The 13,782-nt window shown below is 43.9% G+C and carries 10 protein-coding genes; 2 read left to right on the top strand and 8 right to left on the bottom strand.

Annotated features, from left to right (window positions below):
* Positions 1-87: 87 nt before the first annotated feature.
* On the top strand, positions 88-261 hold the full coding sequence (locus tag ACE1CM_RS09505) for a hypothetical protein (protein ID WP_374877171.1): 174 nt from the start codon (positions 88-90) through the stop codon (positions 259-261).
* A 137-nt stretch (positions 262-398) separates the two neighbouring features.
* On the opposite strand, the gene ACE1CM_RS09500 is transcribed toward ACE1CM_RS09505, so the two are convergent.
* The 8 genes from ACE1CM_RS09500 to ACE1CM_RS09465 form a co-directional block, all read right to left on the bottom strand.
* Positions 399-590: a hypothetical protein gene (locus ACE1CM_RS09500; protein ID WP_374877170.1), complete on the bottom strand. Its 192-nt coding sequence runs from the start codon at positions 588-590 to the stop codon at positions 399-401.
* A gap of 403 nt (positions 591-993) precedes the next feature.
* Positions 994-1,242, bottom strand: a complete 249-nt coding sequence (locus ACE1CM_RS09495; protein WP_374877169.1) for a hypothetical protein — start codon at positions 1,240-1,242, stop codon at positions 994-996.
* Positions 1,243-1,752: 510 nt separating this feature from the next.
* Entirely contained in the window at positions 1,753-3,423 is a 1,671-nt protein-coding gene (locus ACE1CM_RS09490) for a PfaD family polyunsaturated fatty acid/polyketide biosynthesis protein (RefSeq protein ID WP_374877168.1), read from the bottom strand.
* A gap of 256 nt (positions 3,424-3,679) precedes the next feature.
* Positions 3,680-6,985: a hypothetical protein gene (locus ACE1CM_RS09485; protein WP_374877167.1), complete on the bottom strand. Its 3,306-nt coding sequence runs from the start codon at positions 6,983-6,985 to the stop codon at positions 3,680-3,682.
* 772 nt (positions 6,986-7,757) lie between these two features.
* Positions 7,758-8,585: a hypothetical protein gene (locus ACE1CM_RS09480; protein WP_374877166.1), complete on the bottom strand. Its 828-nt coding sequence runs from the start codon at positions 8,583-8,585 to the stop codon at positions 7,758-7,760.
* Between the two features lie 242 nt (positions 8,586-8,827).
* Positions 8,828-9,652: a hypothetical protein gene (locus tag ACE1CM_RS09475; RefSeq protein WP_374877165.1), complete on the bottom strand. Its 825-nt coding sequence runs from the start codon at positions 9,650-9,652 to the stop codon at positions 8,828-8,830.
* A 175-nt stretch (positions 9,653-9,827) separates the two neighbouring features.
* Entirely contained in the window at positions 9,828-11,447 is a 1,620-nt protein-coding gene (locus ACE1CM_RS09470; protein WP_374877164.1) for a tetratricopeptide repeat protein, read from the bottom strand.
* Entirely contained in the window at positions 11,444-12,265 is an 822-nt protein-coding gene (locus ACE1CM_RS09465; RefSeq protein WP_374877163.1) for an RNA polymerase sigma factor, read from the bottom strand. Before ACE1CM_RS09465 ends, ACE1CM_RS09470 begins: the two co-directional genes overlap by 4 nt.
* An 889-nt stretch (positions 12,266-13,154) precedes the next feature.
* Here ACE1CM_RS09465 and ACE1CM_RS09460 point away from each other — a divergent pair.
* Positions 13,155-13,439 (top strand): hypothetical protein, encoded by a 285-nt coding sequence (locus tag ACE1CM_RS09460; protein ID WP_374877162.1) that lies wholly within the window; start codon positions 13,155-13,157, stop codon positions 13,437-13,439.
* The last annotated feature ends 343 nt before the right edge of the window (positions 13,440-13,782 follow it).

Here is a 13,782-nt window from a genome sequence, read left to right as displayed (position 1 = left end):
GAATTATCCACTGACTCGCGGGCGCCGGATGTGAGTGAAAATGGCAGAACATCCACCATCTTTTGACTGGGAGCAAGCTAAGAACAAATGGAGAAGGCAGTAATCCTAGAGGAAGCTTTACCCTTGGCAATGCAACTAGAGCTGGTAGACAAAGTAAAAACGCGATCGCACCCAGTCAAACAGCGCGATCGCTCTTGCCAACAGACAGCCAGTGCCCAGCTTATGCTCTCAAACGGGCAGCCTGCGTTCCTGCGCTGTTGAGGCTCCTAGTAAAGGCTTCTATGACATCTTGACCGCCCAATTCCTGATTGGGCTGCATGAACAGCGCCGCAAAAGAGAGGCTCGTAACCCCTCCTGTGGTATTGTTCTGAATCTGGAAGTTGGCAAACCCGTCATTGTTATACTTCTGCAGTATCCTCTTTACTGACGATCGTACCTCGGCTTTCCTGAGAGCCAATAGAGACTATTGTGCCCTTGCCGTCTTTGCTTAGTTTCTTGCAGAATTCTTCGAGGAGTCCGCTGTTTAGAATTGCTTTTTTTTGACTCGCTGAAGGTGGACTGAGGCCGCTGACATTTTCTAGTTCGATCATGGTTTTATTAGTTAATAAACTGGATGAAAAACTGAGTCAATTTGTAGCATCCTTGTTGAAGATACCTAAAGCCCTTATTTACTGATCGCCCGATCTCCTCCCCTCTCCATGTATGGAGAGGAGTTGGGGGTGAGGTTGTTCACCTGCTGTCTTAACAAGAAGGATACAAACCAACATGATGTGAGGGGTTGAGTTCCCAGCTTCATTATCTACACTGCCTCTCTAGGGGAGGGGTAGTGTAGATATCGCATCCCCGATCCGTGTTTTGCATACAGGATCCTTACACCTTAAAGACGCTCTCAGAGGGCAATTTGTCTAATTTTTCGAGTTAGAGGCAATTTTTTCAAAATCGGGGTATAAGTCGAAAAAAGCCTCAAAAATAGGAACATTTGTGAACAAAAGTTTACAATTGTTTCAAAGCCTGGTTCACCTCTCCTCGTGCTGGGTAGAGCAAATGCCCAGACAAGGCACGGCGGTAAGCCGAACTTGCGCCCGTCACATCACCCAATGCCGACAATGCCCTCCCTTGCCAGTAATAAGCGGTAGTGGGGTTAAACTTCATTAGTGCATAGGCGTAGTAGTAAGCTTCTTGCCACCATTTCCGACTGCAAGGTTCATCCGCAAGCGCCTGATAACTCTCCCCCAACCACACAACTCTTGTGTGCTATCCGTTGGAAAATTGAGGAGTAACACCCTTGAAATTAAGCAACTAACTGGGATTGAATCTTGTCAATGTCGTCAGGGAAGAATTCAAAGAAATCATGAAAGCCTCGTGCTATGCAAGTTTTGGCTTAGGTTTAAAGACTTAGCTGACAAAACTGGGCAGACTATCTATCAACTGAAGCACCGATTACTCTCCAATTATCTAATTCAAGAGCTTAAAAGTCCCACAATTTCCATCACCTATGGTCGCGCCTTGACAGTTGCGTAAGCTTGTACCTGTTGCGTAAGTCCTGAATTTATCGGTTGGGGGGCGACGAGTCGGGGTCAAGTTGCAAAAATTCTCTGACTATTGACGAGAAAACCAATATTAGACAAAGGTTGTCCGGTTTTGTCGAGATTTAATCAAGCCCCGTCAGCCATCAGAGTTTTGAGCTGCTTGTCACCCCTTCCAGTCACAATGTTCGGCAAACTTATGCTTTAAAAACGGCAAACTTATCCTTTAAGTTACACAAAGAGGTTTTGGACAGTAGTTCCAATATTGTGCAGGCATCCACAGTCCCTGTAGTTTCAAATTTTGCAGTCGATATAAAAATGCGGATCCAGTCATAATGTGGTGGGCAAGGTCAACTACACGACGGTTATTTGGCTCAGCCAGGTAAGAACCCTTCACCCAGTCGTTGAAGGAACCCATCACCGGTCCACACCAAATTTGATAATCCATTTCGCGGTCTTTTTCCCCAGTGTTAGACCAGCGGGAAGACAGCCCCAGATACCAGCGAAAAATCAGAGCCATTTTGCGCTTTGGATTGTTAGCTGCCCTGGTTATTTGAGCAGGATCTCGTTGGGAAAAGTAAGCTACGGTATCCTGCCAAACTGACTCTATACTCTTTCTGAATATTTGGCTTTCTAATTTCTCTCTTTCCTGGGGCGGAATTTCTTCAATTGAGTTATAGCTCTCGTAGAGATCAAAGAGTTTCTGCGCTTGTATTGGAAAGAAAGTGCCGCGTTTAAGGACTTGTAATTTCACCCCCAGTTCAAACATATTAGCTGATGGTGCCATGATCACATCAGCCATACCCGCTTGAGCTAGCAAGTTTTTAGTATGGACAGAAGCCCCAGCTTCCACACAGGATTGGTTAATCGAGCCAGTCACCACATAGGCTGCTCCCATCATAAATGCTGCTAATGCTGACTGCGGCGTACCAATTCCTCCTGCTGATCCGACTCTCACGGGTCTTTCATAACCGTATTTTTGGTGAATTTCATCCCTGAGAGCAAGAATGGAAGGCAGGAGACAAACGAGTGGGCGATTATCCGTATGACCGCCAGAATCAGCTTCTACAGTTATATCGTCAGCCATAGGAATTTTTTCTGCTAGGGTGGCCTGCAATTCAGTAATTAGACCCTGAGTAACCAGTTGCTTGAGAATTTTGGCTGGTGCCGGTTGCAGAAATTTAGTCGCAACTTCTGTTCTAGAAATTTTGGCAATTATTTTATTTTTGATTTCGATTTGATTCCCCGAATTGAGACTGAGGCCAGCTGCCCGATAATAGACAATGTTGGCCGTCAAATTCAGAAATGCTGAAGCCTCTACGGTCGTCACGCCGTATTTAAGATATAAATCGACGGCACCCCGCTCGATTGCAGCTTCACTGGGACTGTGGATCAAATTAAATGCGTAAGGTTCCTGGGGAAGCGCTTGCTGAATGCGGTGAATAGCAGTTTCAATCCGGGAAGGAACTAGGCCAGCGGCACCAAAGGAACTGAGAATTTTCTCTTTGCCCAGGGCAATAACCAGTTCTTCTGAGGCAATGCCATTTGCCATTGAGCCAGTGGCATAGGCATATTTTACGCCGTGAAAAGTCAGGAAACTTGGGTCTCCCAACTGTTGAGGAAGCAGCGGTGGCACAGCCGTCAGGGTTTCTACTGGGCTAGTTTTGCCATTACTATTATTATTAGCATCACCCAGATAACCTTCGTTGGTAATGCCAATCTGACCTTGCTTTCTAACGATGTAACAGGGTTTGACTAAATTCAGCAGTTTACCCTTGATACCCTCTTGATCAAAAGCCACAGAATTTAAAGCTCCCTGCCAGACTGGATTTTGACTGTTGGGATGTCCAGAGAAACAAAGACCATTTTCTTTTTGTGTCAGAGGTATTGCCAACATAGTTTATTTCTCTAGTTCAAGTCTACAATGGATTTTACTAATTTTATGCCAATATTTGGTAGAATTGGGTTTGCCATGCCTGTGTTTCTTCTTCCGCGTAAAATTCTGCCCTCATGAGATCGCAATAAGGCTGAAGATTGCCAAGCTCAAGCGCGTGTTTTTTCAGAGGTGATGCCAAAGGTACATCAAGGACTCAGAGACGGCAATCCCCAAGAGAGAGAAGCTTGTTCGAGTTCAATCATAGATTTTTTTTCCATTATACTAAACAAACAGCGACATTTTTTACTTGATAAATTCTCATGTTTGGTTTCCACAAACTGGCATCACCTATTAGGGTGACTTGATCTGGTGTGACATCAATCTTGGAAATATGAACCTCTAAATACATCTCAGTTTGACCATGAGGAATCTGCCCGCGATATTTCCAAACGATTTGATGGTCTGTGAGTTGAACAAAACGGGGAGATTTAAATTGTTTTCCTAAATCAAGATGCAAGGCATAGACTTGCATAGCTTGCAAAATTGCCTCGACCCCTAATGAACCAGGCATGACAGGGTCTAGGTAAAAATGGCACTTGAAATACCAGTCGGTTGGCTTGACCTCTTTTCTGGCATAGATATAGCCTTGTTGATAGCGCCCACCGCCTTCAACAAGTCGCACTTCATTGAGCAGATCTAATTGATACTGCGCTAGACGATAATAAGGTTGATCCTGATTGCGGTGATAAAACTTGGCTCGACTATCTTGACTCCTTAAATCAACTTTTATTTCAGGTAGTCCAGTAATATTTTCTGTTGCGTACCAGGGTCGAACATTCTTGCCACCATCCAGTCCTACCTGATTCTCCAAAGCTTTGGGATTGAAATGACCAAATGCTGCATTTCCTTCATAGAAGGGTTCGCCATCGCAAGACAATTGAAAATCAAAACTTTGAATAATCACGCCCTGGATTTTCGATGAGGAGAGCAATCTTGCGGTGTTAGTGACAGTCTTTCCTCGAATGTCCACATCTTTGAGAAGGCGACCCTGTCCATCAAGATTGCGAAAGTACAAGTCCCGATCTGGATACAGCAAAGTTGTTCCTAAATAAGCAGAAAGAAAACCACAAGGTTGCAGAGCCATCTCCATTAAAATCGAGTACGGTAGGGTTGGAGATGAGTTTTGGCGATAATACCACGGGTCTGCGGGAGCGTCATATTCAGTAACGATACTTGAATTTTTTGTGAGTTGATGGCGTTTGCCGTTGACTTCCAATACACGATGCACCAAATTGAGATGAGTATTGGGCATCCGTGAAGCTTTTATACCGCCGTTATCATAAATCTCGTATTCTGGACCAAAACACTTGGAAACCAAACCCGTGCAAAATTCTGCGATTTGTTCTTTATTCAATAAGGCTGGCTTCCGGGGTAATTCTGCCTTCTTTTGAGAATTTTTTATAGCTTGTTCAACAGGGATTGAACGACTGGGATTCTTTTCGGATAACTGCAAACCTAGGTCTTTGAAGTGAACAACAATTTTGTCCTTTAGGATTATTTCAACGTTACATTTTGCATAAGGTTTCGGTGTTATACCAATTTCAGTGATTTCCATCCGATAGATTAATTTTGCAGAAATGGGAGTGACCTGTCCCCGGCAACGTACCACCTGTGGCAGACCTGGAATTGGTTGAAATCGAGCGTCGGTAGTACAAGTCTGCAATCCTAAATACAGGAGATAGAATTGCAAGAGTTGACCGCAGCCTTCTGCCATCAGGGAACCAGCTAGTACCCGATCGTCTTTGAAGTGGCAGGGGAAATACCAATGCTCCGGGTCGAGAATTTTTTCGGCGATAATTAGACCATTACCCCAAGCTCCCCCTGTGGGTTCTACTGACGTGACTCGATCAATCATTAGGATTGCCTTTGGAGGCAAGCGCAGGGAGGGATTTAAGCCGTCTTGCCAATAATGGTCTCCGAAGCAGGCAGCAATGTCACCCTTGGTGAGGTGTAACATATCTGACTCATCAAAAGTTGATTTTTGGCAGACCAGTAAGGGGTCAAAGGATTGCTTTTGAATCTTGCTTCGCTCCTCAAGTTCCTTATCGGAGAAAATAATTCCCTTTCCTTGTTCCAGTTGTTCGTCGGAAAAGAATCCAGCACAGCCTCCGTCCATTTTGAGAATCATTTTATCCCCGACAAAGCACTCGTAGTTGAAGAAAAATAGGAAATTATATTTGCTTCGCACAAAGGAATTTATTTTGATGTCGTAACGCAGGGTTTCTCCCTCTTTTGGTAAATCGTCTAGGAACGTTAGGGTACAATCTAGTAGGCGATAAACCAGGTCACCTTTATTTTGAAAATCGATTCCCAGGTAGCTGATTAATAATAAATCGCACTGGCCTGACTCTACGGTTATTGCCCAAGGAACTTGACCATCAACAGAGTACCAAGCATTGTGAGGAATATCGTATTCTGTTGTGATTGAAGATGGTTTGTAGCTACCTCTTTCACCCTCTATTTTGGTCACCCTGCTCACCAATAGATAAGGAGGCATCGGTAGTCTTACTCGCCGGGAATAGGAATCGATTATTTCATAGTTTTCACCGAAGATACGGGAAATCTTACCTTCGGCGAATTCCAGCAAATCTGCTTCATCCCAAACAATATTATCAGGCTTTGTGTAAGTCTTGGACAGATAATTATAAGTTCCAGTGGCTAGCTGAACATTATCTTGAACGGGCAGATTAGGATTCTGCAACTGCTGGGATACAGCTATTTGTAGCTGCACTATCTTCATCATTTGCTCTTGGGAATGGTCAATGGGGTATTGAGAATTGGGCATGACTTGATTTGCGAAATTTTTCCGATTTTTTCCAGTCAAGATTGTGGAATGAATCTTGCAACCACCTAAGGTAACTTTTTTAATAACTGATTGAACTTTAGCGGAACTTTCAGGTTTTGAACAATAGATGGGAGATAAGTCCAGAGAAACACCATGACTCACGAGTTTTGCTAAAACTCTGACAATCCCAGTATGGTCATCAACTCCTTTGGTATTGATGGACATGGCAATATGCTCTTTTTGCTTGAGTGTTTCACCAATCCATCGGGAACAGTTGTTTCCAGCCCCTAGCTCGATAAATATTCTGGCACCATCTTTATAGACACGGTTAATGAGTGTGGGGAAATCGACAGTTTGACAGCAAAGTTTGGCGGCGTTATGGGCAAGATTATTGCTATTAATGGTAATTAAAGCGCAATCGATTCCCGAATAAAACTGAATATCGGGTATTTCATGGATAGGAATTGTATGCAATTTTACAATTTCCTCGGATTCAGAATTCGCCACATCGCAGTGCAACACGCTGTCGAAGTTGATAGAAAAAGATTGACAATTGAGAATTTTAATAACTCTCAAACAGCCTTTCAAGTCGCCAGCGATGACCACTTCTTCTGGAGTGTTGATAAACGTAATATAGACAAGTTTTTCATGCTTCAGCACTTCCCTTACTTCCGATACTGGTGCCTTGAGGATATAGGAAATCCAAAATTTTTGAGGATTCTCTACAGTTTGGGGCAATCCCCAGAATTTACGAACTGCTAAGCACGGGCCACATAACTGTGTTTTAAACAGAGGAAAAGACTTGAACGACTCGGCAACAGACCTTAATATTTGCTGTGCAGCCTGAGAATGCAATACCTGATAGTGCTTATTGGTTTTGTATTCCTTTTCTAAATCGTACTTACCGATTAATCTGCCAGTCTTAAAAAACAGTTTACGAGCATAGTAAATGCCGCAATTAGTTAGTTTGTGAGACTCTGAGCAGTACTGCTTTTAAGTCTTCATTTGGGTTGATTAGATTTTGCTGACAGCCGTACCACTTGCAATCACCTCCTTAATGTATTACTACGTAATATAGGCGTATATCAGCAAGCAAGTCAACATGAGAGATACAAGTTATGGGGAGAAAAAAGAGAAACTAAATTTAACTGTTACACCTACAGTTAAAAAATGGCTTAGGAAACAGCAAAAACTACTAGGATCTACAAGTTTGTCAGATACCTTAGAGAAATTGTCAACAGTAAAAAACGATTGAAGGGTGTCTCGTTTTTGTCTTGAAATTCATCTCAACACCATACCCGTAAGGGTATGGTGTGAGGCTTCTTTCTGTTTTAGCTAAAGCACATGTACATGAAGATTGAATTGTCGGTATCCACACCGCCCGCAATCATCATGTCGCTACGGTACTCGGTCAACTCACTGAGTGCTAAGCGTCTTGGCGACTACTACATGTGAGATTAACTCCCCTTAACCCTTAGAGAATAAATAACTCTCTCAAAATTTTATTGTGTTAGACAAACCAGCCAGGACTGGTATTTGGTTGTTTATTTGCGGCCGCTGTTAAGTTTTCCCATTCATCAAGAGTCATCTTTCCAAATTTAATTATAGCCTCGGCATTCCTATTGCAAAAATCGGTATTCAATAGACCGTGTGCTGCAACTACGCGGAGTTCCTGTGGAAGAACGTTGTGTTTTCCTGGTTGTACTTGTATCATTGTTACAAATGAGTACATAATGAAGACATACAAACCATTCTGGTTTCCACTGATAACCCCGTTCTTAAACAAAACATTCTTATTTTCTGGTCCTCCACTTTTCGCAGCTAATTCAGCGGCTTTTTTGATGCTCTCAATGACTCGTTTTCGTGCTGTCTCTCCCATAAAATCGCCCAACATATCCGAAACTGCATTAACAGCCTCAGTATAGTTTTGACAGTAGATGTTTACATCCCTGTGCTGAATGCCGAAGTCAAGACCATTCCAATGTGGGGCAGTAGCAAACATGTTTAGAAAATCTCGGAATTCATTGGTTTGTGCATCCACACTACTTGGATCAAAACCTGTAGTTCTTAGGATAAAGTTGTAAATCGTACTTGCTACGTCTCCCCAATTACAGAACTCGGCTTCAAGAAGCCGAGAACCTACAGGAGGTACTACGACCTCAGACAAATCTCCAACATGAGCTACTGATTGTTGGTCGCCATGGCTAGCGATCTTTTGTTGATAGTACGCCAGTTCTTTTTCATATGATGACAGTTTGGGTGGAAATAATGGATAATCATTACTCTCCCATAATTCCAGTTGTTTTTTCTCCAGTATCAATTCCAGATCATCACTCATAGTATTAGCTTCCTATTGTTTCCAAAAACAGAGTTGAAGTACACACCTGCACTATTTTTTAGAGGCTACCACCCTACCTAAAAATTAAAGCGATCGCCCTCTTGTCTATAAATCAAACAAAGAGCGATCGCCCTTCTCCACACACAGTTTTATACCTTCAGGAATTCAGGCTTGGGTGGTGATGTAGGGTGCTTTGTGACCGCGCCCACCCTTAACCATTGTGTCCATAAAGCAGTACTGTATCAGGCAGGCCAGCCAGGACTATTATTTGGTGGGAAATTGTTGGCACCTCCCCCCCTTTCCCATTCATCAATATTGCTCCTATCATATCGAATTATGTTCGCCGCATTCCTGTTGCAAAAATCGGTATTCAATAGACCGTGTGCTGCAACTACGCGTAGTTCCTGTTGAAGAACGTTGTGTTTTCCTTGTTGTACTTGCACCATTCTTACAAATGAGTAAATAACGAAGACATACAAACCTTTATTGTTTCCACTGATAACTCCGTTGTTAAACAAACTATTCTTCTGCTCCCTTCCTCCACTTCTCGCAGCATTTTCAGATACTTGTCTGATGCTATTAATGAGTTGATCTCTCGCTGTTTGGGTCATAAAACCACCCAACATATCCTGAACTGCATTAACAGCATCTCTATAGTCTTGAGCGTAGATGTTGACATCCCTATACTGAATGCCGAAGTCAAGACCATTCCAATATGGGCAACTAGCAAACATGTTTAGAAAATCTCGGAATTCATTGGTTTGTGCATCTACATTAGCTGGATTAAAGCCTGTAGTTCTTAGGATAAAGTTGTAAATCGTACTTGCTACATCTCCCCAATTGAAGAACCCGGCTCGTTGAAGCTCAGAACCTACAGGAGGTACTACGACCCCAGACAGCTCTCCCACATGACCTACTGCTTTGTCGTCATTGACATTGTTCCTTTGTTGATAAAACAGCAGTTCTTCGTAGTACTTTAAAAATTTGGGTGGAATTAATCGAAGCTCATTACTCTCCCATAATTCCAGTTGTTTTTTCTCTACTAACAATTCCACTTCAGAACTCATAGCATTACCTTCCCTTCAGAGATTTTTTTGCTAAACCTGGGGTATTAGTAAATGATTCTCATACCCCTATTTATAGATGGACTAGCTTTTTGTCCTTCCTCTTTTAAGACGTTTCCCAACCCCAATTTGGGAATTTTTCGAGTTACAGGCAAATTTTCTCCCCCAAAATCCACCCTCAATCCCCCAAACCCTTTCTCCCCTTACCTTTGAGCCGCCGCAAAACCTTCTCAACTTCCCCACGAGTCGGATGCAACAACTGCTGACTCAAAGCACTTTCATCAGCCTGTATCGCCCCCAACCTATCCCCCAATCCCAGCAAAGCTCTCCCTAACCAGTAATCAGCCATCGCCGGATTCAACTCTCTCAATTCCCGACATCCCTCACAAGCTGCTTCCCACCATCGCTTACTAGCCCCAACATCCCCCAGCACTCCATAACTCTCCCCCAACCACACCGCCGCCGGTACGGATTGCAGATAACCCCCGACTGGTAAAAACTCCCATCCTTTCTCCCACGCCTCGACTGCTTCCCGATGTTTTCCAGCCAAAGCCAACACCCGCCCATGACAAAACCAAGCATCAGCTAACTGAGGCTGTAGTTTTGTTCCTTCTTGAGAAACCTGACACCCCCTTTCAATCTCTTTCAAGCATTCCACCAACACCCGCCCCGCAGTCGCCCAAACACTCCAGCGTTGAGGAAACCGCTTCAGCATCTCCTCCACTACATTGCCCATTCCCCATTTCCCATCCCTCTCTCTTCCCAGGAGAGGGGCCAGGGGAGAGGTCGCAAAATTCCCCTCTCTTCCCAGGAGAGGGGCCAGGGGAGAGGTGGCAACGGGTAAAATTTCACACAACCCCCGATAAATTTCACAATCATGAGGATACAGATGATAAGCTTTCCCCATCATCTGTGCTGCCCTCTGATATTCCCCCGTCTCAAACAAGCACCGCCCATAGTAATAGCAACCATAGGGATGATGGGGATGTTCTGCGGTAAACTTGGCTAACACTTCTACACCTTGCGCCCAATCTCCCCGCAGAATGTAATAATATGCCAGCAACTTGTGAGCCTCAGCCCCATGGGGAGTCTGTTGCAGTAAAGAGGTAATCATTTTTTTAGTCAGTTTCCCCTCCTTACCAGAAACCAATCTCATCTGACAGCGTCGCTCGATTTGTCGTTGCAGTACCCGAAAATCATCTCCAGCTAGGGTTATTAGCCTGCTCAATTGCCCTCTAGCTGCTGGAATATCCCCCACCGCCATCAGCGTGTCATGGCTGTAAATCAATGCCACAACATCATCTGGGTTAATTGACAAAACATGCTCCAAAGCACTTAGTACACCAAGAGGATTTTCTATCTCCTGATGCACCTGTGCCAAAGCCAACCAGTGAACTACTTTGTCAGGTTCTAAATTTGCTGCTAATTTAAAGGCGACGATCGCCTTCTGACTCTCACCCCGACAAACTGCGATCAAGCCATTTATATGATGCTGAGTAGCTTCGTTTTCCGATAACGATTTGGCTTTTTCATATACTTCTATAGCCTCTTTTTCTCGTCTCATCAACTGCAAGATTTTCCCCAATTGCAGCCGCACATCAAGTAATTGAGGTTGCCGCTCGATCGCTTGATGATATTCGGAAACGGCTTGTTGCCAATTTCCCATTTCGTAAAGCAAATCAGCCAATTCTAATCTTTTTTTCCATCCCTGGGGATATTTCTGGACATACTTACTTAAGGTGATGAATTTCTGCTCCTGTCTAGTTGGCTTTTCCTCTAAAACCAAGTGAGCATTCATCTCCAGCCCAGAAGATTGGCAGAGCTGCACCAATGAGTTGACGATGTTTCCAGACATATTACGGTGAATTTATAGTTAATTTCTTCCTGCTTGCTTTTTGTTGCGATCGGTAATGACCAATTACATTCAGGTTCGGACTTTTCTGCCAAAAAAGTTACCAAATTTAAGGATGGCGACAGGGAATCTAGAGAAGTAGCATCTTCCCCGGCGAGATATTTGTTTAAATCCCTTTGCAGAATTATCCGTGCCTTTCTAATGCATTTGCGAACATTCTCTTCAGAGAAGGCGAGTTGCTTGGCAATATCTTTGTAGGACTTCTCTTGGCAGTAGTATAAGACAAAAGGCTCGCGGAGTCTGGTAGGCAAGGATTTAATTTTATCTTGAAGATATGCCTTCATCTCTAGATCTAGAAGATTAGATTCAGGAAATTTTGCCCTAGAAGCGAATGCTGGGTAATCTTCAAATTGAATATCGTCGATGTTTTCAATTACTGGTGCTTCTCGTTGCCGTTTTCGATGAATATCCATACATAAGTTATAGCTAATTCTAGCTAACCAAGCTTTAGGATATTTAATTTTAATGCCAGAGTTTTGCCATTCATTCCAGGCTTTAAGCATTCCCTGACTCAGTAAATCTTCGGCATCGATTGGGTTCGAGTTCATCCACTTGAGACAGCAACGGTAAAGATGATCTCGATACGCCTGCCATTCCTGCCAAAAAGCTGACTGTATATCTTCAGGCTGATCCCACAGTTTTGAGCTAGCAACTGATTGAGAATATGACCTGATTTTCTGAATTCTCTTGATAGTACTTTCCATATCCGGTAGCCAAAGAAGCTACTATGAGTTATTTAACCGCTTCCCCATCGCTTCTGACTTCCGCGTTGCACTCGCTCGCTCGCCATTAGCTCCGGTTGCACTTGGTGTGGACTCCCTGGTGGAGTACTTTTTTCCGCTTACACTTTAAAGACGTATTCACTTGGCAATTCCGGTCAATTTTTCGAGTTAGAGGCAATTTTTCCCAAATTGGGGCATAACTCAAAAAAAAGCCGCAAAAACGGCTCGTAATTGCAACAAAAGTTTACAAGGTTGGCAAAGCCTCCTTCACCTCGCCTCATGCCCGGTAGAGCAAGTGCAAAAGACAGGGCACTGCAATCGGCCTGCGAGAGCCACCGTCATATTTCCCAATGCTTCCAGCACTCTGCCAGTCCAGTAAGTAGATGAGTATAAATAAACTGAACACAGGGCAGGCACCGACGCCCACCCCACAAGAGATCTGAAATTCTTGTGGGGTGGGCATTGGAGCGGGCCCTATGCTTAGATAACGATTTTCACTTTATTTACCTGCACCTACTTAATTCAGCAGTAGCTTCAGGGGGGGACAAGCGCCCCCAAACCCTTATACCCAAAGGGCTTGCGCCCTTGCGCCCCTCTTTGAAATACTGAACTTATTGACAATAAGATGAAAAAGCTAAAAACAGGCGTAGCAGTTTTTGCCTTTATATGATAAAAAAGAACGGTTTTATTACTAACACAAGTTGCTAGTTACTTGCATTGTGGGTACGTTGTTGCGCTAGAGCGCTCTTATCCAAGTTGCCCCTTATATTTGTCGCCCAAAAGAAACAAGAAGAATAAGAATAAGACATAGCAATTTTTGGATAGGTTTATATGGTCACAATTGGATAGTTGCCTTCCATGCGTGTCAGCAATGGGTACAAGAATTAATCAGCAAGGTTGGCAATTTCAGGGCATTTTATCAACGGGGGGTGAGAGCCGTAACGCTTATACAGCAAGCTTTATAGGGCGCTTGTCGCCCCCTGAAGTCGGGTTTTATGAGTCAAAGTTGCGGTTTTTCAGTTCACAGAGGCAATCGATCCCAACACCACAAGAGAGAGCTGAACAAGAAAAACAAGAAAAAGAACTGGCACAGCACCAAGCGGAACTGGCACGGCAACAGGCTCAACTAGCACAGCAACAGGCTCAAGAAGAATGACAATAAAGAGAACTGGCGCAACAACGGGTGGAGGAACTGCTGGTTAGGCTCAAGCAGCTGGGCGTTGAGCCAGATAGGCAATAGCGGTAGTACCGGGTGTATCCCATTTTGGCAAATATATCCCGCACCCTGAAGAGAGAAGATACAGCTTTGCTCATGTAGCCGCGACTTTAGTTGTTATAGCTCCCCTAATTTGCAGACAGAATTATCCACTGACTCGCGGGCGCCGGATGTGAGTGAAAATGGCAGAACATCCACCATCTTTTGACTGGGAGCAAGCTAAGAACAAATGGAGAAGGCAGTAATCCTAGAGGAAGCTTTACCCTTGGCAATGCAACTAGAG

Origin of the sequence: Microseira sp. BLCC-F43, from assembly GCF_041929235.1 — a bacterium.
Classification (GTDB): domain Bacteria; phylum Cyanobacteriota; class Cyanobacteriia; order Cyanobacteriales; family Aerosakkonemataceae; genus Microseira.
Note: the sequence above shows the minus strand (reverse complement) of the source record. Positions and strands in the feature narration are given on the sequence as shown.